This is a genomic window from Brevibacterium sp. LE-L (genome assembly GCF_050214925.1).
Lineage (GTDB): Bacteria > Actinomycetota > Actinomycetes > Actinomycetales > Brevibacteriaceae > Brevibacterium.
In genome coordinates, this window is record NZ_CP189759.1 from 3939940 (window position 1) to 3962321 (window position 22382).

General features: G+C 64.4%; 17 protein-coding genes. 8 read left to right on the forward strand and 9 right to left on the reverse strand.

Features of this window, described 5'->3' with window-relative positions:
- Nucleotides 1-42: 42 nt before the first annotated feature.
- From ACQE2J_RS17845 to aceA, 3 genes are all read right to left on the reverse strand, one after another.
- Nucleotides 43-432, reverse strand: coding sequence for a universal stress protein (locus ACQE2J_RS17845; protein WP_135540688.1), 390 nt, complete (start codon nt 430-432; stop codon nt 43-45).
- A 181-nt stretch (nt 433-613) separates the two neighbouring features.
- On the reverse strand, nt 614-2230 hold the full coding sequence (gene aceB / locus ACQE2J_RS17850) for a malate synthase A (RefSeq protein WP_426936775.1): 1617 nt from the start codon (nt 2228-2230) through the stop codon (nt 614-616).
- 275 nt (nt 2231-2505) lie between these two features.
- A complete protein-coding gene (aceA, locus tag ACQE2J_RS17855) occupies nt 2506-3816 on the reverse strand; it encodes an isocitrate lyase (RefSeq protein WP_135540684.1) in 1311 nt (436 codons plus the stop codon).
- 181 nt (nt 3817-3997) lie between these two features.
- Here aceA and ACQE2J_RS17860 point away from each other — a divergent pair, with 181 nt between their 5' ends.
- The gene (locus tag ACQE2J_RS17860) at nt 3998-5449 is read left to right on the forward strand and encodes a helix-turn-helix domain-containing protein (protein WP_426936776.1); all 1452 of its coding nucleotides are present in this window, start codon (nt 3998-4000) and stop codon (nt 5447-5449) included.
- Between the two features lie 13 nt (nt 5450-5462).
- Here the strand turns inward: ACQE2J_RS17860 and ACQE2J_RS17865 are convergent, their stop codons facing one another.
- Both ACQE2J_RS17865 and ACQE2J_RS17870 read right to left on the reverse strand, forming a co-directional pair.
- Complete coding sequence (locus tag ACQE2J_RS17865) at nt 5463-6467, reverse strand: alpha/beta hydrolase (protein ID WP_426936777.1); 1005 nt, start codon at nt 6465-6467, stop codon at nt 5463-5465.
- Nucleotides 6468-6789: 322 nt separating this feature from the next.
- Nucleotides 6790-8310 (reverse strand): FAD-dependent oxidoreductase, encoded by a 1521-nt coding sequence (locus tag ACQE2J_RS17870; RefSeq protein WP_426936778.1) that lies wholly within the window; start codon nt 8308-8310, stop codon nt 6790-6792.
- A 37-nt stretch (nt 8311-8347) separates the two neighbouring features.
- Between ACQE2J_RS17870 and ACQE2J_RS17875 the strand changes: the two genes are divergently transcribed.
- From ACQE2J_RS17875 to ACQE2J_RS17885, 3 genes are all read left to right on the forward strand, one after another.
- On the forward strand, nt 8348-9715 hold the full coding sequence (locus ACQE2J_RS17875; protein WP_426936779.1) for a DNA methyltransferase: 1368 nt from the start codon (nt 8348-8350) through the stop codon (nt 9713-9715).
- 264 nt (nt 9716-9979) lie between these two features.
- Nucleotides 9980-10276 (forward strand): antibiotic biosynthesis monooxygenase family protein, encoded by a 297-nt coding sequence (locus ACQE2J_RS17880; RefSeq protein ID WP_426936780.1) that lies wholly within the window; start codon nt 9980-9982, stop codon nt 10274-10276.
- A 150-nt stretch (nt 10277-10426) separates the two neighbouring features.
- A complete protein-coding gene (locus tag ACQE2J_RS17885) occupies nt 10427-11881 on the forward strand; it encodes an APC family permease (protein ID WP_426936781.1) in 1455 nt (484 codons plus the stop codon).
- A 123-nt stretch (nt 11882-12004) separates the two neighbouring features.
- On the opposite strand, the gene ACQE2J_RS17890 is transcribed toward ACQE2J_RS17885, so the two are convergent.
- The gene (locus tag ACQE2J_RS17890) at nt 12005-13225 is read right to left on the reverse strand and encodes a glycine cleavage T C-terminal barrel domain-containing protein (protein WP_205683362.1); all 1221 of its coding nucleotides are present in this window, start codon (nt 13223-13225) and stop codon (nt 12005-12007) included.
- A gap of 227 nt (nt 13226-13452) precedes the next feature.
- On the opposite strand from ACQE2J_RS17890, the gene ACQE2J_RS17895 reads away from it, so the two are divergent.
- Nucleotides 13453-14313 (forward strand): methylenetetrahydrofolate reductase, encoded by an 861-nt coding sequence (locus ACQE2J_RS17895; RefSeq protein ID WP_426936782.1) that lies wholly within the window; start codon nt 13453-13455, stop codon nt 14311-14313.
- Nucleotides 14314-14342: 29 nt separating this feature from the next.
- Here ACQE2J_RS17895 and ACQE2J_RS17900 read toward each other — a convergent pair whose 3' ends face one another.
- Entirely contained in the window at nt 14343-15092 is a 750-nt protein-coding gene (locus ACQE2J_RS17900; RefSeq protein ID WP_135540668.1) for an IclR family transcriptional regulator, read from the reverse strand.
- A 119-nt stretch (nt 15093-15211) separates the two neighbouring features.
- On the opposite strand from ACQE2J_RS17900, the gene ACQE2J_RS17905 reads away from it, so the two are divergent.
- A complete protein-coding gene (locus tag ACQE2J_RS17905) occupies nt 15212-16024 on the forward strand; it encodes an IclR family transcriptional regulator (protein WP_426936783.1) in 813 nt (270 codons plus the stop codon).
- A 142-nt stretch (nt 16025-16166) separates the two neighbouring features.
- Here the strand turns inward: ACQE2J_RS17905 and ACQE2J_RS17910 are convergent, their stop codons facing one another.
- A complete protein-coding gene (locus ACQE2J_RS17910; RefSeq protein WP_135540664.1) occupies nt 16167-16619 on the reverse strand; it encodes a hypothetical protein in 453 nt (150 codons plus the stop codon).
- A 223-nt stretch (nt 16620-16842) separates the two neighbouring features.
- On the opposite strand from ACQE2J_RS17910, the gene ACQE2J_RS17915 reads away from it, so the two are divergent.
- Entirely contained in the window at nt 16843-18153 is a 1311-nt protein-coding gene (locus ACQE2J_RS17915; protein WP_426936723.1) for an ISL3 family transposase, read from the forward strand.
- A 236-nt stretch (nt 18154-18389) separates the two neighbouring features.
- Here the strand turns inward: ACQE2J_RS17915 and ACQE2J_RS17920 are convergent, their stop codons facing one another.
- Nucleotides 18390-19580: an integrase catalytic domain-containing protein gene (locus ACQE2J_RS17920; protein WP_135540662.1), complete on the reverse strand. Its 1191-nt coding sequence runs from the start codon at nt 19578-19580 to the stop codon at nt 18390-18392.
- Nucleotides 19581-19867: 287 nt separating this feature from the next.
- Here ACQE2J_RS17920 and ACQE2J_RS17925 point away from each other — a divergent pair, with 287 nt between their 5' ends.
- The gene (locus tag ACQE2J_RS17925; RefSeq protein ID WP_426936784.1) at nt 19868-22381 is read left to right on the forward strand and encodes a GcvT family protein; all 2514 of its coding nucleotides are present in this window, start codon (nt 19868-19870) and stop codon (nt 22379-22381) included.
- The last annotated feature ends 1 nt before the right edge of the window (nt 22382 follow it).

Sequence of the window (22382 nt, forward strand, 5' to 3'; positions counted from 1 at the left end):
TCGATTCGACGCTTACGGCGGCGCCGCCTCGGCGAAGTGCGCTCAGGCCTTCGCGGTGAGGACCGGGACCTCGGCTTCGAGGAGGATGCGCTGAGCCTGGGAACCGAGGATGAACTTGCCGATGGCCGAGCGCTTGCGCAGCCCGATGACGATGAGCTGAGCCTCGTGTTCGACGGCGAGATCGTTGAGCGTGCCCGGCAGATCGTCCTCGTGATCGGGCTGGAGCACCTCGACGTCGATATCGGATTCCCTGCCGAGGTCGACGATCCGTTTGATCTCGTCCTCACCGATCTCCGTCGGCGTCCCGCTGGCACCTCGTCGCTGCGAGTTGATCACGACGGCAGTGCTCGACCGCAGCTTGGCTTCCGCGAAACCCGCACGCAGAGCAGCCTCACCCTCGGGAGCAGGTAGGTAGCCAATGAGAATCGTCATGGCCCCCAGTATATGGACTCTCCGATGATTCGTTCACTTCGGGACCATCGCAAGGTCAGATTCATCGTCACTGACGCCCTCACTTGAGTGCTCACGCCCCCACTCGCCCCTCCCAGAACTACGTGACGGCGGCCCAGCAACCTTGCGCAAGGTTGCTGGGCCGCCGTCGGGTAGTAATTGGTCAGGCTACGGAGGCCTCGGTCGCGGCCTTCTTCGACACCCGGTCGACCAGGTGCTCGGTGTAGGCCGGCATCGTGAGGAACTCCGCGAAGGGCTCGTCGAGGGCCGTCGTGCGGAAGATCTCCACTGCCTCGTCGAGGTGATCATCGGGACGACGATCCATCGCCGCCAGCTCCTCGCCGAGGTAGCGCTCAGCCAGGTGACGGGTCAGCTTCTGCCCATTGTCGAGAGTCACCTCATGGTGGATCCACTGCCAGATCTGCGAGCGGCAGATCTCCGCGGTCGAGACATCCTCGAGCTGGTTCTCCAGCGCCACGTGACCGTTGCCGCCGAGCCATTCGTTCATGTACCCGATGGCCACACGGATGTTCACCCGCACGCCCTCTTCGGTCACGATCGGCTCGAGACCGGTGACGTCGAGGATGTTCTCACTGGTCACCTGCACATCGGGTCGCATGTTCTCCAGCTGGTGCGGCTTCGAGCCGAGAGCCGCGTCGAACACGGCCAGAGCGGCCGGCACGAGAGCCGGGTCGGCGACCCAGGTGCCGTCGAAGCCCTGCCAGGCCTCACGAGCCTTGTCCTCACGCATGCGTTCGAACTCGGCAGCGACGAACGCTTCGTCCGGATGGTCGGACATGAGGTTCGACATCGTGCCGATAGCGTGCGCACCGCGGCGGTGGCAGGTCGCCACCAGACGATCGGTGAATGCCTTCATCAGCGGCAGGTCCATCGTCAGGCGCTCCCGGTCGGGCAGCACGTAGTCGGTGGCGTTGCGCAGGTTCTTCACCACGGAGAACAGGTAGTCCCAGCCGGCGGCCTCGAGACCGGCGCAGTGCTCACGCAGTTCGAAGAGGATCTCTTCCATCTGGAACACCGCGGTGATCGTCTCGATGTGAGCGGTGGCGCGGATGGTGCCCTGCTCGATGCCGAGCATGTTCTGCGCACGGACGAAGATCTTGTTCCACAGACGTGCTTCCTGCGAGGACTCGAGCTTCGGCAGGTAGAAGTACGGGCCGGAGCCGGCGTCGATGAGGTGGCGGGCGTTGTGGAAGAAGTACAGACCGAAGTCGACCAGTGCACCAGAGGCGGCGAATTCGCTGCCGCTGTCATCGACGTAGAGCAGGTGCTTCTCCGGCAGGTGCCAGCCGCGAGGACGCAGCCCGATCGTCGGCTGCTGGTTCGGGTTCTTCACTCCGGGCAGCTGAGCGCGGATGGCGCGGTAGAGATTGAGCTGACCGCCGATGATGTTGGCCCAGGTGGGGCTCGTGGCGTCTTCGAGGTCGGCCAGCCACACCTTCGCCTGCGAGTTCAGCGCGGCCACGACTTCGGTCTCGGTGACCGGGCCGGTGAGTTCGACGCGGCGATCTTCGAGTCCGGGAGCTCCTGCCGAGCCGGCGACGGTCCAGGACCTGTCGGCGCGGATGCGGGCGGTCTCCGGCTTGAAGCGCGGGAGGGTTCCGCCGTTCATCTCGGCCTGGCGATTGCGGCGTGCGCGCAGCAGATCGGCAATGGTGCCGGCGAACTCGTCGTGGAGTGTGGCGATGAACGTCAGAGCGGGCTCCGAGAGGACGGTGCCGAAGCCGGTTTCGAGCGGCGCGTTGATCTTGATGTAAGACATGGGCTTCTCCTCACCCGTCGTAGTGTGCTGCCGGAGTGTCAGTGCTGCCGGAAGGTGTCATTGCAGTGGAAGTGATGCGGTGCTTGTGTGGTGCTGCGGGGGTTCGTGCCGTGAAGTAAGTGGTCGCTGCCATCGGTGGGTGTGACGGCGCGGACCGACAATGCAAACCCCGTGAAAACATTGCCGATCCGCGCCGGGTTCCAAGCGGCCGATGGCCGGTGCCGCACCCGGGCCGCGAAGCCCGGGCGGGCGGTGCTCCGAAGAGCCGGTCGGACTCAGCTGAACTGAGCGGTCTCGGTCGAACCGGCCAGAGCCGTCGTCGAGGACTCCGGGTTGAGCGCGGTCGAGACCAGGTCGAAGTAGCCGGTGCCGACCTCGCGCTGGTGGCGGGTTGCGGTGTAGCCGCGATCCTCGGCGGCGAACTCGCGCTCCTGCAGCTCGACGTAGGCCTTCATCTGCTCCCGAGCGTAGCCGTGGGCCAGATCGAACATCGAGTAGTTCAGGGCGTGGAAGCCGGCCAGGGTGATGAACTGGAACTTGTAGCCCATGGCTCCGAGCTCGCGCTGGAATTTCGCGATGGTCGCATCGTCGAGGTGCTTCTTCCAGTTGAACGACGGCGAGCAGTTGTAGGCCAGCATCTGGTCCGGGTACTCCGCGTGGATCGCATCCGCGAATTCCTTCGCGGCGGCGAGGTCCGGGGTGGAGGTCTCCATCCACAGCAGATCCGCGTAGGGAGCGTAGGACAGACCGCGGGCGATGCCTGCTTCGATGCCGTTGCGGATCTTGTAGAAGCCCTCGGAGGTGCGCTCACCGGTGACGAACTGCTGATCGCGCTCGTCGATGTCCGAGGTCATGAGCGTGGCCGCCTCGGCGTCGGTGCGGGCGATGACGAGGCTGGGCACGTTCTCCACGTCGGCTGCCAGACGCGCCGCGTTCAGCGTGCGGATGTGCTGCGAGGTCGGAACGAGGACCTTGCCGCCGAGGTGGCCGCACTTCTTCTCAGAACCGAGCTGATCTTCGAAGTGCACACCGGCCGCGCCGGCATTGATCATCGAACGCATGAGCTCGTAGACGTTGATCGAACCGCCGAAGCCTGCTTCCGCGTCGGCGACGATCGGAGCGAACCAGTCATCGACCTGCTTGTTGCCTTCCGAGGTCTCGATCTGGTCGGCACGCATGAGCGCATTGTTGATGCGGCGAACCACCTGCGGAACCGAGTTGGCCGGGTAGATCGACTGATCCGGGTAGGTCTGGCCGGCTGCGTTCGCGTCGGCGGCGACCTGCCAACCGGAGAGGTAGATGGCGTTGAGACCGGCCTTGACCTGTTCGACGGCCTGGTTGCCGGTCAGCGCACCGAGTGCGTTGACGTATTCGCCGGACTTGATGTCGCTCGAGCTGATCTGCTTCCACAGGCGCTCGGCACCGTGACGGGCCAGCGTGTGCTCCTCGATCAGAGATCCGCGCAGTTTGACGACGTCCTCGGGCTCGTAGTCGCGAGCGATTCCCGACCAGCGGGCGTTGGTCGCCCAGTCGCGGCGGATCGCCTCAGCATCGTGCAAGCTGTTCTGCGTGGTGTTCTCAGTCATTGTCCTTCACTTTCCCTTTCGTTCGGGGTTGTTGATGTATCCAGTCTGCGGGGGCCGCAAGGGTTCAGGTAGGGGATTTTCGGATGAATAAGTGCGAAATTTCCGGTTTCAGAAATTTCCTCGTTCTGTCATACTGATTTCCACGCATGTGAACCAGCGCACAGAAACGATTGGAGCCGCCTTGGTCAGCATTAGAGCGGAAGTCGAGGACGAGGAACAGCAGACCGATCCCTTGAGCATCGGCAGAAGAATCCGGTTTTTTCGAAAACAACGCGGGCTGACACTGAATGAGCTGGGACAGGAAGTCGGGCGTGCAGCCTCGCAGATCTCGACGATCGAGAACGGTAAGCGAGAAACTTCTGTCACGCTCCTGGCCGCCATCGCCAAGGCCCTGAAGACCGATGTCGCCGACCTCATCGATCCCGCCCCGATCGACGACCGGCAGGCTCTCGAACTCGAAGCCGAACGCAATCAGGCCTCGCCGATGTACTCCTCCCTGGGGCTTCCGCAGGTGAGGATCAAATCGCTGCCGGCGGATGCGCTCGAGGCGATCGTCGGTCTGCAGCGTAAGCTCGGCGAGGTCCTCGAACGTCGCGCGGCCACCCCCGAAGAAGCGCGGCGGGCGAACCGTGAGCTGCGCGATCGGATGAAGGAGAAGAACAACTACTTCGCCGAGCTCGAGGCCACCGCCGCCGAGCTGCTCGACCTCGTCGGCTACGAATCGGGCACGGTCTCGCAGCGGCAGACGGCGCTCATCGCCGAGAAGCTCGGATTCAGCCTCCACTACGTCTCGGATCTGCCCGAGTCGACCCGGTCGATCTCGGACACCGGGAACAAACGGCTCTACCTGCCCAACTCCGATGCCGCTTTCGACCCGCGTTCCCACCTGCTTATGAGTCTGGCCCCGCACGTGCTCGGCTATGACTCTCCGAAGGACTTCCATGAGTTCCTCCAGCAGCGGGTGGAGGCGAACTATCTGGCTGCGGCAATCCTCCTGCCCGAGTCTGCGGCCGTGCCGATCCTCGAAGAGGAGAAGAAGAAGCGGGTGCTCTCGGTCGAGCACCTGCGCGATATGTTCGGCGTCGGCTACGAGATGGCCGCCCACCGGTTCACGAACCTCGCGACCGAACACCTCGGCCTGCCCGTCCACTTCATGAAGGTGCACAACTCGGGCACGATCCACAAGGCGTACTCGAACGACGGCCTGCCCTTCCCCACCGATCCGCTCGGCGCGATCGAGGGTCAGTTCGCGTGCAAACGCTTCACCTCACGCACGGTCTTCCGCGTCGCCGACCGCTTCAGCCCCTACTACCAGTACACCGACACTCCGCAGGGTTCGTATTGGTGCACGGCCCGCGTTCTGCCCGGCGGTGATTTCGCGATCAGCGTCGGCGTCCCGTTCGCCCACGTCCGGTGGTTCGAAGGCCGCGAATCGTCGATCCGCTCGAAGTCCGAATGCCCGGACCCCTCCTGCTGCCGGCAGGCACCGGCAGACCTCGCGGAGAAATGGGAGGATCAGGCACTGCCGTCAGCGCGCATGCACGCCTCGCTGCTGGCCGCTGTCCCGCCCGGTGCCGTGCCCGGCGTCGACGACACCGAGGTCTACGAGTTCCTCGAACGGCACTCCGACTGAACTCGGCCGAGACTCACAGTGTGCTCATATCGCGGTTCTCGGCGAGCAGCTCGGCGAGGTGGCCGGGGAGGAGCTCTCTCCACCACAGGTACTCGTGGCCGCCGGAGAACGTGTCGCATCGTGGGCTGGGCCCGCGACGGACGAACTCAGCTCTCGCCTCGGCGACGGAACGGGCGATCTCCGATTCCAAGGCGCCGTGGTGGATGAGGAATTCGGGACTGGTCCCTGCCCGGAAGTGCTCCCAGATTCGCTTCCCTTCCGAATCCGAGGCCCAGAACGAGGGTGAAAGGCTGATCGCGCGGCACGCCTCCGGATGCCTCAGGACGAAGTAGGTCGCGGCCAGTCCGCCGTAGGAGGCCCCGGCCACGATCGTCCGATCGCGGGCATTCGGCGCCAGCGAAGCGACGAGGGTGAGGACGTCGTCGCAGAATCTCGGGTTCATCACCAAGTCGGAGGCCCGCAATGCGAACGCCTCACCCGGGTCGGCCCCGCTGTCCGCTGCGGTGTCGATCGGTGCGTGGTCAACCCCGATGACGAGCGAGGGCGGGCCGACGAGTTCGTCGATCGTGGTGAGCAGACCGCCGTCGACGAAGGCCTTCCCGTCGAAGACGACGAGCACCGGCGCCGAGGCGGATGCCCGCTTCGGCTGGTACGTGAGGACCCACCTTGTGGTGCCGTCGAGCACTTCGATCCGTTCGCCGAGGTGGGGCTGCCTCCCGTCGCCGCCCGAAGTTCCGCCGGCCACCTCGGCGTCAGTGGCCGCTTCCGCAGTCCAGATGAGGGGTTTGGCATCGGGTGCGGAGACCTCGAAGACGGGGCGTCCGAACAGGTCCGCAACCGTGCGCAGCCCGGTGCCGGCCGGGAGGAACGCATTCCCGTAGGCCGCCAGCCATGTGTCCCGGCCCGCGGTCTCGATGCCGCGAGGCACGGGCATGAAGGTGAGACTGCCCCGGAATCCACGGGGGACGCGGAGGTCGACGATGTGGGCCGGACCGCTGTCCGTCTGCTCGAACGCCATGACTCCTTCGGGCACACGCCGACGGTCGGTGATGCCGTTGAGAGCAGCGAACAGGTCCTGATCGGACCTCAGAGACGGGGCGTTCGCCTCGGCGATGTCCGCGTCTGCGGGCAGGCTCAGGCGCAGCGACCAGTCATCGCCGTGATCGGTTCAGGAGCACAGTCTGCCCATCATCGCTTCGTCGACTTCTCGAGATTCGCGGCGATCGGTTCCGCGAGCTCCGGCAGAGCAAGGGCCGAGACCGAGCGCAGTCCGCGCCATTCCTCATCGGTCGACTGATAGAAGCGACCTGCGCTCGTCCGCTCCCAGCAGACCCTGACGTTCAGCGCCCGCGTGCCCCCGCTGCTTCACCGACGATCCGTTCGGCGATGGCCAGCGCCGAGGTGGCTCCCCAGCGTGGGACTGCCCTGACCGCGGTCAGCCGCCCGCGAGTGGCGATGATGAGTTCATCGAGCAGCTCGCCATCGGAGTTCATCGCCTGCGCCCGGACGCCGCGCGGCCCGGTTTCGACGGAGTCCCCGTCGATCGTCGGCACGTACTTCTCGACGCTGTCGATGAATGCCTTCCGACTGACTGTCGTCTTCGCCCCGTGCGCGGCGGTGCGCGCGGTCTGGGCAGCGAATTTCCAGAAGCCGGAGAACTTCGCGGTCGACCCCATATCGCCGAGGTCGAAGCCGCGCCTGTCGTACTTCTCCCGACCGAGCGAGACGAAGGTGTTGGGCCCGAGCATCAGCGAGCCGTTGACCCCTCTGACCATCCCGGTCTCGGCGAAGGGCGCATCCGGATCGGGAACGGAGCCGATGATGCCGCGCACCGCCTCGGCGGAGGCCGCCGGGATCTCGTAATAGTCGCTGGTGAAGGGCACGATACGCGGATCGGCCTCCAATCCTGCGGCTGCGGCCAGGCGGTCGGCCTGCAGTCCGGCGCAGACGAAGACGAGGTCGAAGGTGCCGATCGTCGTCTCGGGCATCTCGCGGCGCGCCCTCTTGCCCGATCCGGTCGAATCGTCTCCGGAGCCTCGAGTGCCGTCGCCTGCTCCCCCGCCGGGTCCGTCCTGGTCAGCCGGGCCCCGATGGTCCTCACCGCGTCCGCCACCGGACCAGGAGCTCAAGAACTTCTCCGACCAGTCGTGCAGGGTGCCCTCGACCTGCCGGAACCAATCCTGGCCTCCGAATCGGCTGCGCAGCTCCTCGCCGAAGTCGACGACCGGCCGCGTATCCTCATTGCCGTAGTAGGTCCGCGGCGCCTCGTCCACCTGCTCATCGGCAGCCATCGCCCGCCCTCGGATCCGCACCTCATTGCTCATGATGTCGAATCCGGTGACCTCGGTGGCGAAGCGGAATGCGCCGCCGGCGGCGCTGACGTCGGAGGCGAGCGCCTCGGTGAGGGCACCGAAGTCGGTGACTGCCGCATGCGGCGAGTACAGTCCGAGCACCCCCCTGGCTTCGGGTTCGACCTCGCTCATCTCCTTGCGCTCGAGCAGCCGCACTCCGGGGATGCCGTTGTCCTTCGCGCGAGCGAAGATCTCTTCGAGCCGATCGGCCTCGTCGGTGTTCTGGGCGACCATGAGCTGCCCGCACTCGCGGTAGGGGATGCCGCGTTCGGACACGAATGGGACCAGCAGCTCGACGCCTCGGCGCGCGAGTTCGGCCTCGGCCGATCCGGGAATCCGGTCGAGCCCCGAATCGACGATTCCCGTGGTGTGGCCACTCTGATGTGCAGCGACGTCATCCGCCTTGTCGATGACAGTGAGTTCGGCGTCGGGGAACCGCGCTGCGATCTCCCGCGCCGTGGCGACGCCGAGGATGCCGGCGCCGACGACGGCCACTCGTGAAATACTCATACAGCAATCTTGTCACCGTTCGAGACGAAGGAGAAGGATGACGACCGTCCTGGATTGGCCCGGCAAGCACGCGGCTTTCACCCTCGGTCGTCGCCTCGTCTCCGAGGGCATGAGCAGGAGCCTCGGTGAGGGTTCGTCGGCCGAGGGCACACGCCGACCGGGCCCCCGCCTCGGCGCCGGTGATCGCGGTGCGCAGCTGCGCGACGGTGACGGCGCCCCTCAGACCCCGGATCTGCGTGAGAACCTCCTTCTCGTCGGCGACAATCTGCCGGCCCTCACCGCCCTGCTCGCCACGCATCGGGGGCAGGTCAAGGTCATCTACATCGATCCGCCGTACAACACGGGCAATGCGCACACGTACAAGGACCACGGGCACGACCATGCCAGCTGGCTGTCCTTCATGGCGCCGAGGCTGCTGCTGGCTCGCGAGCTGCTGCGCGAAGACGGGGTGCTCTTCCTCCACCTCGACGATGTCGAAAGCGCGTGGGCGCAGCTGCTCGGGCACGAGATCTTCGGCGAGGACAATGCGCTGGGCACGCTCATCCATCAGCGCGCCAAGGGCGGGGGCAATGCTCCGTCATTCGTGCGCGGACACGACTACATCCACGTGTGGGGGCGCGATGCGACCCGGGTCGGGCCCTTCCTCACGGAGAAGAAGTCACCTGCGAAGCTCGAGATGATCGACGGCCGGCGCATGCTCGTCGAGACCGATGTGCTGCGGGCAGGATTCGGCCGCTACGCCCGAGGCTCGGAGCGGCGGCTGATGTACGAGGACATCCTCGAGGTCAAGGGCGCGAAGAAGCTCGCCGAGGTAGACGCGAAGCTGGCATCGGGCGAGTACATCCTGCGGCCGTGGGGGAAAGCGGGCAAGCACGCGGTGGTGCGAGTGACTCCGGCGGAGAAGGCGAGTTCGAAGCTGTATTCGATCATCAAGGCGCTCGGCGGGCAGAACGATCTGGAGCCTCTGGGCCTCGGCGGGGTGTTCAGCTATCCGAAGCCGGTCGAGCTGGTGAAGGCCCTGGTCGCCTCGCAGACCTTCTTCGACCCCGAGGCGATCGTCCTCGATTTCTTCGCCGGGTCCGGCACGACGGCGCAGGCGGTGATGGCCGCGAACGAACGGGATTCCGGGTCGCGGTCGTTCGTGCTCGTCCAGACGCCGGAACCGCTGCGGTCGAAGAACGCCCGCGCTGTGGTGGCTGCGGGTGGTGGGGCTGGCGCTGGGGGTGGCAGGGGTGGCCCTGCGGGTGGGGGTGGCCCTGCGGGTGGTCGGGCGACCTCGGACAGCGGCGACAAGGCCGACCGTGCCTTCCCCACTATCAGCGAACTCACTGCCGAACGGATCCGGCGTGCAGCCGAGATCCACTCTCCCGGCATGCAGTTCACTCAGCTCGAGGTCGTCGAATAGGACTGATCGTGGAGTTCCGGTCGATCCGTGATGGATTCCGACCTGTTTGCCCGCACGGATCGTCCGGGACCCGGTCCACGATTCAGCACCGCTTCTGAGACAGCCCGTGCGAACTGCCGGACTGCTCAGCTGGGACTCGGGTCGAGGTCGTAGGGTCGAAATGAGTTCGATGCTCACCCGAAGCGTCTCGTCCATCGCAGCCTTCGAGCACCCGAGCTCGCCGACAAATGACGTCTCTGCAGACACTGCTGAAAAGGAGCAACCATGTCAGTCGTCGCCATCAACGCACTCACCGTCCCCGAACCGGCCCGCGCCGAACTCGAGAAGCGCTTTGCCGACCGCAAGCACTCGGTCGATGAGGCCCCCGGCTTCGAAGGCTTCCAGCTGCTGCGACCGGTCGCCGGCGGCGACAAGTACTTCGTCTACACCCAGTGGGCGACCCGCGAGGATTTCGAGAACTGGAAGGCCAAGCGTTCGCCGGCCCACGAATCCATGGGGAAGCAGCCGGTTTCCGAGCAGGCCGACCTCCTCGAGTTCGAGGTCGTCGACCTCGGCGACTGATGCGCATCCGCCTCGGGGCAGAGAACGCGCCTGCCCCCGAGGCGACCGGTGCGCTTTCGCCCACCGAGACAGTGTGAGGTCAACTGACCGGAAACGCTCAGAATCCTGCTACTGTGCATCTCAGTGATGACGGACTGCGAGAGGCGTGCCATGAGTCAGACCCAAACTGAAGCGAACGACAGAGGCCACGGGTTCGTCAGAGCGCTCGGCACGGTCGATGCCCTCTTCATCGGCTTCGGCGCGATGATCGGATTCGGCTGGGTCGTCCTCACCGGGGAATGGCTCAACGGCGCCGGCACCCTCGGCGCGGTCCTCGCCTTCATCGTCGGCGGCATCATCATGTGCTTCGTCGGCACGGTGTATTCCGAGATGGTGGCCGCCATGCCGCACGCCGGAGGTGAGCACAACTACCTCATCCGGGCGATGGGCCCACGCGTCTCCCTCTTCGGCTCCTGGGCGATCACCGGCGGCTACATCAGCGTCGTGATGTTCGAGGCGGTGTCGGTGCCGAAGACCGCCCTCTACCTGTTCCCGAACCTCGAACAGATCAAACTCTGGAACGTGGCCGGCTTCGACGTCTACCTCACGTGGGCCCTGGTCGGCACGATCACCGCGATCGTCATCGCCTGGATCAACATCCGCGGCGTCAAGGTCGCCTCACTTGTGCAGACCTTCGTCGTGTGGTTCCTCATCATCGTCGGCCTCATGCTTCTCACCGGCGGCTTCGTCGGCGGCAAGATCGAGAACACCGAACCGTTCTTCACCGGAGGCGGAGCCGGCTTCATCGGCGTGATGGCCGTTGTTCCGTTCCTCTTCGTCGGCTTCGATGTCATCCCGCAGTCCGCCGAGGAGGTCAAACTCCCACCGGCCAAGATCGGCAAGCTCGTGGTGCTGTCGGTCGTCATGGCCATCGCCTTCTACGTGATCATCATCGGGACGACGTCGATGGCCATGCCCGCTGATCAGCTCGGCACGCACGACCTGGTCACCGCCGATGCACTCTCCGTCATGTTCGGCTCACCCATCTGGGGCAAGATCGTCATCGCCGGCGGCCTGGCCGGCATCATCACCTCCTGGAACGCCTTCCTCATGGGCTCCTCGCGACTCATGTGGGCGATGGCCGCCGCGGGCATGGTCCCGAAGTGGTTCGGCAAGCTCCACCCGAAGTACCGCACCCCGTCGAATGCGATCATCTTCATCGGTCTCCTCTCCGCCATCGCCCCATTCTTCGGCACCGCTGCACTCGGCTGGATCGTCGACGCCGGTTCACCGGCCATCGTCATCGCCTACTTCCTCGTCAGCATCGGCTTCCTCGTCCTGCGCAAGCGCGAGCCGAACATGGAACGTCCGCTGCGCATCGGCGGAGCGCGCAACGGCGGATTGGTCATCGGAGTCATCTCCTCCGTGCTCACCTTCATCCTGTTCATCCTCTACATCCCGATCACCCCGGTCTCCGCACAGCTGGAATGGCAGTCGTGGGTCGGTTTCGCCGTCTGGCTCCTCGTCGGCATCTGGTTCATGTTCCGGCTGCCCACCGGCATCAAGGCCGGCCCGAACGCGGAGAACGAACTCCTCGCGAAGGTCAAGGCCCTGCGCGGCAAGTGAGTCGCGGAGTCGCAGTCTGCCAGTGGTGCTGGGCGGCAGCGATGAAGGGGCTGCGGGCATGCGAACGCGGCCGCCGGCTGTGCGCAACGGCGACCGCGTTCGGTCTCGAGAGCGAGAGTCGCCTCAGACGGCGGCGTCGAGGCCGCGCATCTTCAGACGTTCGCGCTGGTTGGGGTTGACGCTCGGGCGGAAGGGCATCTCGACCACCTCGGCGCGGACCGGAACCCCCGGGGTGTCTGCGAACGGCTCCGGCAGATGCACCCAGTATTCGGTGCCGAGCGCGGACGCCTCGACGGGCACATGCGCCATCGCGATGTTCGCCTCGAGCTCCGGTGAGTACCACGGTGAGGTCACGTAGCCGACGGCCTCACCCTCGGCACTGGCACTGACGTGCCAGAAGTCCGGCGCATAGTCCGTGATCGGTTTCCCACCGACCAGCAGACCCACCAGCTGCGTGCGATACGGCGGAGTTCCGGCTTCGATGAGCCGACGCACCTCCTCGAGGCGGGTCTTGCCGATGTAGCCGGCCTCCTTCTTCCGCGGCACCTGGTAGGACAGGTTGACCTGGAACGGCAGGGTCTCGAAGTCCATGTCCTGGCCCCACGACAGAATGCCGGCGGCGATCCTGCGGTGGTGGCTGGGCGCAACGACCTTGAGGTTGTAGGGTTCACCGGCGTCGAGCACGGCGTTCCACATGTCCTCGGCGTATTTCGTCGCGTCCTTGAGGTAGATCTCGTAGCCCTTCTCCCCGGTGAACCCGGTCTGGGAGATGATGACGTCGTGGCCGCCGACCTGGGCCTCCATGAGGCCGTAGCTCGGCAGGTTCCGTCCTTCCTCGCCGACGAGATCGGCGATGACGTCGACGGACTTCGGACCCTGGACCTGCACCGGCGCGACGTCGATCTCCTGGATCGTGACATCGAAGCGGTGGCCGACGTTGACCCCCTGCAGCCAGAGCATGAGATCGGTGTCGGAGAGGCTGAACCAGAATTCGTCGATCGCGACCCGCAGCAGGATCGGATCGTTGAGGATGCCGCCTGCCTCATTGCACAGGATGACGTAACGGGCACGCATGACCGGGATCTTCGTCGCATCACGGGTGATGACGAAGTTGACGAACGCCTCGGCGTCGGGACCCTTGACCTGGATCTGCCGTTCGACGGCCACGTTCCACAAGGTCACATCGTTGACGAGGGACTGGTACTCGGCCATCATCCCGCCCTCTTCGCGGGGAATGTAGCCACGTGGGTGGTACATCCGGTTGTAGATCGATGCCCGCCAGCATCCTTGCTGCATGGACAGTTCCCAGTACGGGGACTTGCGGACGCGGGTGTCGATAAGCATCTCGACCGGGGTCGGGCCGGATTGACGTAGGTTGATCGGGACTTGTCTGTCGCTTTGGTCCACTGTGGGGACGTTGTTGTCCATGGTGTTCCCCCTGCTCGCACAGTTTTATATTATGGAACTCAATTCCCATATCATGGGTGTAATGAGTGTAGGATCGAAGACACCGGGACGCAAGGGACTCGGAATCCGAGTTTCATGAATCGACCTCCGCGAAGGAGACGAAGATGTCACAGGAAACGCTGCGCACACTTCTCAGCACCGCTCGCTACGAAATACTGCCCACGGCGGGAATCGTCGAACGCGTCGGCGAGTACGTCGCGCCCGGCCGCGAGATCACGGTCACCGCATCGACGGGGCTGACCCTCGAAGCGACCCTGTCGACGGCCGAGCAGCTCCAGGCCCTCGGCTTTCGCGCCGTCCCCCATATCGCCGCACGGATGGTCCAGGGCCGATCCGAGCTCACCGAGATCGTCGATCGACTCGCCGAGGCGGGGGTCGACCGGATCTTCGTCCCCGCCGGTGACGCCACTCCCCCGGCCGGCGGGTACGTCGGAGCGCACGACCTCCTCGTCGACCTCTCGAGCATGGCCGCCCCGTTCCAGCACATCGGCGTCAGCGCCTACCCGGAATCGCATCCGGTCATCGCCGATGACGTGACCATCCAGGCGATGTGGGACAAGCGCGACTACGCCACGCACCTCGTGTCGAATCTGTGCTTCGACCCGGCGGTCGTCACATCATGGGTGGCCAGAGTGAGGGCGCGCGGCATCGAGCTGCCGCTCATGCTCGGCATCGCCGGCAAGGTCGAGCTGACGAAGCTCGCTCGGGTGGCGACGAAGATCGGGGTGGGCGAGTCCACGCGGTTCCTGCGGAAGAACACCGCGACTTTCACACGGATGGTCAAGCCCGGCGGCTACAACCCGCGGAAGTTCCTCGACAAGCTCGCTCCGGTTCTCGATGACCCGGCCATGGGTGTGGCGGGTCTGCACATCTACACGTTCAACCAGATCAAGGACACGGAGATCTGGCGGCGCAAACAGCTCGCACCCCTCGGCGGGGCAGAGGAATTCACCAGCCTGCAGTAGATGCGGGTCGGATCGGCTGCGCCGCCCTCTTAATGGTGGGTGACCTTGCGTTTGAGGCTGCGGGACAGCAGTCCCGCCTCGTCGGCGAGCAGAGCGCCGAGGCGGTCATGGTGCTCGGCGATGCGCATCGTCGGCCCCGAGATCCCCACGGCCGCGACGACGTCGCCGTCGACACCGAACACGGGTGCCGCCAGGGCGTCGAGGCCGATCTCGAATTCCTCGTGCACGATCGCGTATCCACGCTCACGCACCTCGGCGAGGTCATCGGTGAGCTCTTTGCGCGAACCCAAGGTCCGTTCGGTGCGACGCTCGAGCCGACCGGTCGGCAGCGGAATGATGTCGAAGGCGTACATGACCTTCCCCAGTGCTGAGCAGTGCGGCGGAACATCGACATCGGCCCAGTTCGTCGCACCGAGGACGAAGGTCGAATCGACCTGAGCGATCTGCACAACCCCGTCTGCGCTCGGCACGGCTAGGTTGACCGTCTCGCCGGTCTCCTCACTGAGACGCTGCAGGGTCGGATCGGCGGCGGAGACGAGGTTCTCCACACGATCGAAACGCGAGGCATAGGTGGCGAAGAGGGAGCCGCCGCGATAGAGGCCGTCACCGTCACGCTCGACCAGACCATTGCGCTCGAGCGCGGAAAGCAGACGGGAGACCGTCGAACGGGCCAGCTCCGTGGCCCCCACCACCTCGGTGTAGGAGATCGGTTCGTCCGCCTTCACCACCAGCGACAGGATCTCTGCCGCCCGGTCGATCGACTGGGTCCCATTGGTCATCGTGCTCAACTCCGTCGGGGAAAGTAGGCCGGCGGGCTCTCGTCCTGCCGACCGCACTCACCCTACCCCACGCCCGCGGGAGTCTGTTCGGGTTGTGCCACGTGCGTTACAGTTTCGAAATGAGCAACAGCGCATCTCCCCGGGACCCCGCATCCGAGCCCACTCCCGCCTCGGCGCCGGGCTCCGTCCAGTCCGTCGATCGGGCGGTGACGATCCTCGAGATCATCGCCCGCACCGGGCTGGCAGGAGTCACCGAAATCGCCAAGGAACTCGGCGTCCACAAGTCGACGGCCTCACGCATCGTCTCCACCCTCGAGGCCCGGGGACTCGTCGAGCAGGATCAGCTGCGCGGCAAGTACCGACTCGGCCTGGGCATCCTGCGGCTGGCCGGTGCCACGACCGCGCGCCTCGACATCGTCCAGGAGGCCAGACCGATCACGAAGATGCTCGCCGAGGAGACCGGGGAGACGATCAACATCGCGGTCCTCTCCGACGGCGCCGCCCTCTATCTCGATCAGGCCTCAGGCACGTCCTCGGTGCAGAGCCACAACTGGGTCGGCCAGCGCATTCCCCTGCACGCGACCTCGAACGGCAAGGTCCTTCTCTCGGGCCTGAGCGAGGCCGGCATCCGCTCCGTCCTCGGCACCCGGCTCCAGTCCTACACACCCCAGACCGTGACCTCGCTGCCCCGGTTGATGACAGAGATCGCCGAGGTGGTCGAGAGGGGGTCCTCGGTCGTCATCGATGAGCTCGAGGTCGGGCTCACCGCAGTCTCCGCTCCCGTGCGCAATGCGCATGGCGATGTCATCGCTTCCATTTCGGCTTCGGGGCCGAGCTTCCGCTTCACCGAGGAGAAGGTCCGCTCCGCCCGGGAGCTCCTCACCTCGGCCGCCGCCGACATCTCCACCCGCCTCGGCTGGCGCGAACGCTGACAGCGAGCTTCAATTTACTCGGCAGGCATCTCTGCCTGATCCGCAAAGCGGACGATAAGTCTTTGCCGAACTACAACTTCCGATAATTAGAACGAGCGCAATCGACCGCATGCACTTCGTTCGGCAATGATTTTCAAAGGTCTCACTCGGTCGGCCCGGCCTGACCGCCCCTGCGCTCAGCTGAAGACCCGCTCTCGCCGTCCTTGCGTTCAATTGCTCGTAAAATGCGCTCTCGATCAAAGTTGCGCGCTTGAAGGGCCGCTTCACGCTTACTTACTCTGATGTTGAGCGATCCGATCGTAAAGAGCACTAGCCCAGCCATGCCGGTCAAAGCAATCAAGCTAGAAGATGCGCCAGCGATTGCCAGGGGAATCATTGCGCCAAACAGAGCGATTCCTGGATTCTTCAGAAAAGCCGACACCTTGTCTTCATCGCTCGAAAGGATCTTGGCAGTAAGAATTTCACTTTCCACATTGATCAAGAGGTACTCCAGGTCACGGCCAATAAGGCCATCCAGATCCTCGGGAAGCGCACCAGCCCGAGGTCCATGATCCGGCGAGTCTGCGACAGCTTTACCCCAGGTCTCTCGTTTCATTTTTCGCTTTGGCGGGCGGGGAGGATCCCATGGTTCAATTCGATGTATATCCACTTGCGACTCCGATCAAACAACACTGGGTTCTATCAACGCGACTATACGGGCTCTTCGTAATCGAGAGTGTGGGTCAGGGATTTTCAGACACGGCGAGTCGCTGCTCAGATAGGCGTCGAGGTCTTCCGATGATGGAAGTTCTCACACCGTCCATCCGAAAGACCTCGACGTGGCCAAGCCTACTTTCTCGACGCCTGACCTCACGACCTTCTGCAGACTCAATGACCTCGATCTGACCTGCACCGGCCAACACATCACCGGGCACAAAGCCATTCTGGAATGCCGTCCAAACACTGCTGATGACTGGTGCCGACGATGTGGTGGTCACGGGATCGTTCGCGATACCGTCGTCCGCCAGCTGGCCCACGAACCTTTCGGCCACCGACCAACCACGCTTCACATTCGCCTCCGCCGTTACAAGTGCGTCGAGTGTGGCCGCGTCTGGCGTCAAGACACCACAGCTGCGGCGCCACCACGAGCGAAGATCTCGCGAACCGGCCTCGACTGGGCGTTGCGTGCTCTCGTGATCGATCACGACACCGTGTCCGTCATCGCTGCGAAACTCGCCGTGTCCTGGCACACCGCGAACTCCGCCGTCCTCGCCGAAGGTCAGCGGTTGTTGATCAACGACCCGACCCGTTTCGACGGGGTCAGCGTCATTGGTGTCGACGAGCATGTATGGCGGCACACCCGGCGTGGTGACAAGTACGTCACCGTCATCATCGACCTCACCCCGATCAGCGAGGGAACAGGCTCGGCACGTCTGCTCGACATGGTGGCTGGCCGTTCGAAGCAGGTGTTCAAACAATGGTTGAAAGACCGACCGAAAGAATGGCGTGAGGGCATCGACGTCGTCGCGATGGACGGATTCTCCGGCTTCAAAACAGCCTCAGCTGAGGAGCTGCCCGACGCTGTCGAAGTCATGGACCCCTTCCACGTCGTCAAACTCGCCGGTGATGCCCTCGACGAGGTACGTCGCCGAGTTCAGCAGGAGACAACCGGCCATCGCGGACGAGCAAAGGACCCGTTGTACCGGGCAAGAAGAACTCTTCACACGGGCAGCAGCTTACTCACGACCAAGCAGCAGGAAAGAATCGCGAACCTCTTCGCTGACCCGAACTTCACCGAAGTCGAAGTCACCTGGGCCGTCTACCAAGACATTGTCAGCGCTTACCGAACCGCGGACCGCAAAGAGGGCAAGAGACTCTTGCAAACGGTCATCGACGCCCTGACAACGAATCTGCCACCCGAACTTGTCGAGCTCAAACGGTTAGGACGAACGTTGAAGCGTCGAGCTGCTGATGTGCTCGCATTCTTCACCCGACCGGGAACGTCGAACGGTCCCACTGAAGCGATCAACGGCAGACTCGAGCATCTACGCGGGTCCGCGCTGGGATTCCGCAACCTCACGCATTACATCGCGAGGTGTCTGCTCGAGTCCGGTGGCTTCAGACCGGTTCTACACTCTCAATTACGATGAGCCACTATACGAAACTATCGCAAGGACTGCGAGCAAACTAAACACTCAGATCTCGTCGAGCGCCTTTCTTAAGCAAATTTCGAGGCACATAATCGCTCCAAACGCACCGCGCTTTCCGCCGGAGGACCCCCCCCCTGAAGCCTCATTGCAATACCTCCGGGAAAGAAACATCGTTGCCTCAGATGAAAACCTCCGGCACGGCAGGGTCGTTGCCTCATGGGAGAATCTCCGGAGGCTTACCCGTGCTCCCAGAACCGGTGGGGCACAGGCTTGGTCCGGGCCGGGCTCTTCGCCACCGATAGTGCCTCGAGCCGACCAGTGAGGTCGAGAATCTGTCGCTCCAGGGCCGCTGGCTTGACCCGTTTGAACGCCGCATTCATCGTGATGATCGGGCGTTTGCGCATGTTCTCTTGCGCGATCGCTCGCTGGTGGGGTGTCTTCGGTCGATCGTGTTTTTTCGAGACTTTAGCTCCGTGGCGAGTCTTGGAGATGAGCTTCTGTTGTGGTAGCAGATAGTTCGTGAACACCCGATCGAGTTCCCAGATCTGGTTGAGCAGCTCGAGTTCGGCGGGGGTGTCATAGCGGAGGTAGCCGACGAGTTCGCGGACTCGGGTCCAGTTCTTCTGCTCGACGTGGGCACCGTCGTTCTTGTTGCCCGCCCTCGACCGGGTGAACGTGATCTCGTGTTCGGTGCAGTAGACCAACAGGTGTTCGTTGATGAACTCTGACCCGTTGTCGGAATCGATGCCGATGATCGGGAAGGGGAAGACGCTGATGACGTGCTCGAGGGCTTCGAACACCAATTTCGCGGCCTTGTTCTTCACCGACCTGTTCACGGTCCAGCCCGTGCTGATGTCGGTGACGGTCAGGGTGAAGCAGTACTCGCCGGCGGCGTTTCCGCCCTCGTGGCCGACGAGGTCGATTTCGACGAATCCGGGTACTGCGTCGTCCCACTCGGCCCACGTGCGGATCGGGATCTGTGACTTCAACAGGGATCCGGGTTTGGTGTGGGACCGGCCCTTGGGCAGCATCTTCTTCCGCTCGCCGGCGAGCTTGCGATCGATGGTCGCCGCGCTCATTTTCATCAACAGGTCTGCTTGGTCGTCGGTGATGTCGAGTTCTTTGTCGCGACGCAGCATCGGCACCAGAGTCGGTAGCATCGCGGCCAGGAGACGTCCTGCTGGTGCTCGCAGCACGGCCCAGCACGTGATCAGTGCTGGCATCAGGTCGGGGCCATAGACCGGTTTCCGGCCGGGTTTGGGTTTGACGACTGTCGGGGTCAGCGCGTTCCTCAACGCTGCGCGGGCGTAGTCACGATGCCAACTGGTGAGGTCGACGAGTTCGTCGAGGATCCGGGACTTGCCGGCACGGTCGGCGTGTTTGTAGGCGAGGGCCTTCTTCTTCGTCACGGCTTGTCGTTGCTTCATTGTCAACTCCATGAAAATCAGGCGTACTCGTCATCGACGCCGATGGTGTGGAGCCACTCCGGTGGCGGAGGTTTTTCATTGAGTCAACGACTCGTCCGTGCCGGAGGTTTTCAAATGAGGCAACGATGCTGGTTACGCGGAGGTTTTCTATGAGTCAACGCGACCCCTTGACAGGCTCGTCTCGGCAGGGGGACGATCAGGGTACGAAGTTCCACATAGCGCATCAAGTTGCACAGTTCGCAACATCGCAGGTGAAGGCAGAGTAGCCTTCAGAGAGGAGCCAGCCCATGGCTTCCGTCCCCGCCCAAGCTAGCGTCGTCGTTGTCGGAGCCGGCATCGTCGGCAACAGTCTCGTCCATCATCTCGCCGAACTCGGCTGGACCGACATCGTCCAGGTCGACAAGGGTCCCTTGCCGAATCCCGGCGGATCGACCGGGCATGCCTCGAACTTCATCTTTCCCGTCGACCATTCTCGTGAGATCACCGACCTCACCCTCGACAGCATGCGCCAGTACAAGGACCTCGGCGTCTTCACCGAGTCCGGCGGCTTCGAGGTCGCCCGCACCGAAGAGCGCATGCAGGAACTGCGACGGCGCATGGCCTCGGCGCGAGCGTGGGGAATCGAATCCGAGCTGGTCAGCCCCGCCGAGGTCGCTCAGAAGGTGCCGTTCCTCGACCCCGATGTCATCGTCGGCGCCTTCTGGACGCCGACGGTCGGAGTCGTCGACTCCGTGCGTGCCGGGACGATGATGCGCGAATCCGCACAGGCCAAGGGCGCCCTGACTGTCTCACCCAACACCGAGGTGACCGATATCGATGTCGAGGACGGTCAGATCGTCCGCGTGCACACGTCGAAGGGCGCCATCGAGACGAACCGCGTCCTCGTCGCCTGCGGTGTGTGGAGTCCGCGCATCGCGGCCATGGCCGGCGCCGCTATCCCCCTCACGCCCGCAGTGCACCAGATGATCAGTGTCGGTCCGGTGCCGCAGCTGGCCGAGACCTCCGGCGAGATCACCTTCCCGATCGTGCGCGACATGGACACCTTCTGCTACGAACGTCAGCACGGCTCGGACATGGAGATCGGCTCCTACGCCCACCGCGCGATCCTCCACGAGCCCGATGAGATCCCCTCGATCGAGGCCGCGAAGCTCTCTCCCACCGAGATGCCCTTCACCGACGAGGACTTCGACCCGCAGCTCGAGCAGGCACTCGAACTCATGCCCGAGGTGCTGTCGAACCCTGAGGTCGAGATCCGCTATGCCATCAACGGACTGCTCTCTCTGACTCCCGACGGTCCCGCGATCCTCGGCGAATCTCCCCAGGTCAAGGGCCTGTGGTCGGCGGCCGCCGTGTGGGTCAAGGAAGGACCGGGCGTCGGTCGGGCCGTCGCCGAATGGATGACGACCGGGTTGCCGGAGATCGACGTCCAAGCCGCCGACATCGCCCGCTTCCATTCCCACCAGCGCACCCGCGCACACGTGCGGGCACGGACCTCGGAAGCGTTCAACAAGACCTACGGCATCGTCCACCCCGGTGAACAGTGGGCCTCCGACCGCAATATCCGCCGCTCGCCCATGTGGCAGCGGGAGAAGGACCTCGGAGCGGTCTTCTTCGAAGCCGGCGGGTGGGAGCGACCGCAGTGGTTCGAATCGAATGCGCCGCTGCTCGACGAGTTCGGTGACGCCGTCATGGAGCGCACGGCCGAATGGGACGCCCGCTGGTGGTCACCGATCATCAACGCCGAACACCTGGCCATGCGTGAACGCGCGGGCCTCGTCGATCTCTCGAGCTTCGTCATCTTCGACGTCTTCGGACCCGCCGCTCTCGATGCGGTCCAGCACATCGCCTTGGCGCAGATGGACGTATCCGTCGGTCGCGTCGTCTACACCCCCATCCTCGATGAGGGCGGCGGCTTCCGTTCGGACCTGACCATCATGCGCCTGGCCCACGACCGATTCCGCGTCGTCACCGGTGCCGCCCACGGCATGGTCGATGTGAAGTGGTTCTCCGACCGGCTGCCCGAGACCGGCGCGCAGATCGCCGATCTCACGAGTTCGTGGACGACGATCGGACTGTGGGGGCCACGTTCTCGCGACATCCTCGGCGCGCTCACCACTGCCGATGTCTCTCATGAGGGCTTCAGGTTCGGTACCGCACGAACCATCGAGGTCGGTTCGCTCGAGGTGCTCGCCTCCCGCATCTCCTATGTCGGCGACCTCGGCTGGGAGCTCTATGTGCCGATGGAGTCGGGGCTGAAGCTCTGGGACGCGCTCATGGAAGTCGGTGGGCAGCACGGGCTCGTGCCCGTCGGTCTCGGCGTCTACAGTACGACCGGCCGAATCGAGAAGGGCTACCGGGCTTTCGGCGCCGAACTCGACTCCGAACGCACCGTCGTCGAAGTCGGTATGAGCAGGCCGAAGGTCAAGTCCCAGGACTTCATCGGCAGGGCCGCCCACCTGCGCCACCGCGAGGAGGACCCGCAAACCGTGCTCTGCTCACTCACCGTCGACGATCACACGAGTTCAAGCGGTGAGAAGCGCTACATGCTCGGAGGCGAACCCATCGTCTCCGCGGACGGCCAGCCGCTGGTCGACGGTCACGGCCGCCGGGCCTATGTCACTTCGGCGGGTTCGGCTCCGAGCCTCGGAAAGCACGTCCTCGTGGCGTTCCTCCCACCCGCCGAGGCGGTGCTGGGCAACCGTCTCCAGGTCGTCTACATGGAGGAGTTCTACCCGGTGACCGTGGCAGCGGTCGATTCGACGCCGCTGTTCGACCCCGACAACGAGTGCATCAGGAGATAGC

What these genes read in the sequence shown, in the direction of transcription:
- ACQE2J_RS17895 (WP_426936782.1), top strand. Translation starts at nt 13,453, where the DNA reads ATGTCACAGGAAACGCTGCGCACACTTCTCAGCACCGCTCGCTACGAA.
- aceB (WP_426936775.1), bottom strand. Translation starts at nt 2,230, where the DNA reads ATGTCTTACATCAAGATCAACGCGCCGCTCGAAACCGGCTTCGGCACC.
- ACQE2J_RS17885 (WP_426936781.1), top strand. Translation starts at nt 10,427, where the DNA reads ATGAGTCAGACCCAAACTGAAGCGAACGACAGAGGCCACGGGTTCGTC.
- ACQE2J_RS17920 (WP_135540662.1), bottom strand. Translation starts at nt 19,580, where the DNA reads ATGAAGCAACGACAAGCCGTGACGAAGAAGAAGGCCCTCGCCTACAAA.
- ACQE2J_RS17905 (WP_426936783.1), top strand. Translation starts at nt 15,212, where the DNA reads ATGAGCAACAGCGCATCTCCCCGGGACCCCGCATCCGAGCCCACTCCC.
- ACQE2J_RS17880 (WP_426936780.1), top strand. Translation starts at nt 9,980, where the DNA reads ATGTCAGTCGTCGCCATCAACGCACTCACCGTCCCCGAACCGGCCCGC.
- ACQE2J_RS17845 (WP_135540688.1), bottom strand. Translation starts at nt 432, where the DNA reads ATGACGATTCTCATTGGCTACCTACCTGCTCCCGAGGGTGAGGCTGCT.
- ACQE2J_RS17900 (WP_135540668.1), bottom strand. Translation starts at nt 15,092, where the DNA reads ATGACCAATGGGACCCAGTCGATCGACCGGGCGGCAGAGATCCTGTCG.
- ACQE2J_RS17890 (WP_205683362.1), bottom strand. Translation starts at nt 13,225, where the DNA reads ATGCTTATCGACACCCGCGTCCGCAAGTCCCCGTACTGGGAACTGTCC.
- ACQE2J_RS17870 (WP_426936778.1), bottom strand. Translation starts at nt 8,310, where the DNA reads ATGAGTATTTCACGAGTGGCCGTCGTCGGCGCCGGCATCCTCGGCGTC.
- ACQE2J_RS17925 (WP_426936784.1), top strand. Translation starts at nt 19,868, where the DNA reads ATGGCTTCCGTCCCCGCCCAAGCTAGCGTCGTCGTTGTCGGAGCCGGC.
- aceA (WP_135540684.1), bottom strand. Translation starts at nt 3,816, where the DNA reads ATGACTGAGAACACCACGCAGAACAGCTTGCACGATGCTGAGGCGATC.
- ACQE2J_RS17875 (WP_426936779.1), top strand. Translation starts at nt 8,348, where the DNA reads ATGACGACCGTCCTGGATTGGCCCGGCAAGCACGCGGCTTTCACCCTC.
- ACQE2J_RS17865 (WP_426936777.1), bottom strand. Translation starts at nt 6,467, where the DNA reads ATGGCGTTCGAGCAGACGGACAGCGGTCCGGCCCACATCGTCGACCTC.
- ACQE2J_RS17910 (WP_135540664.1), bottom strand. Translation starts at nt 16,619, where the DNA reads ATGAAACGAGAGACCTGGGGTAAAGCTGTCGCAGACTCGCCGGATCAT.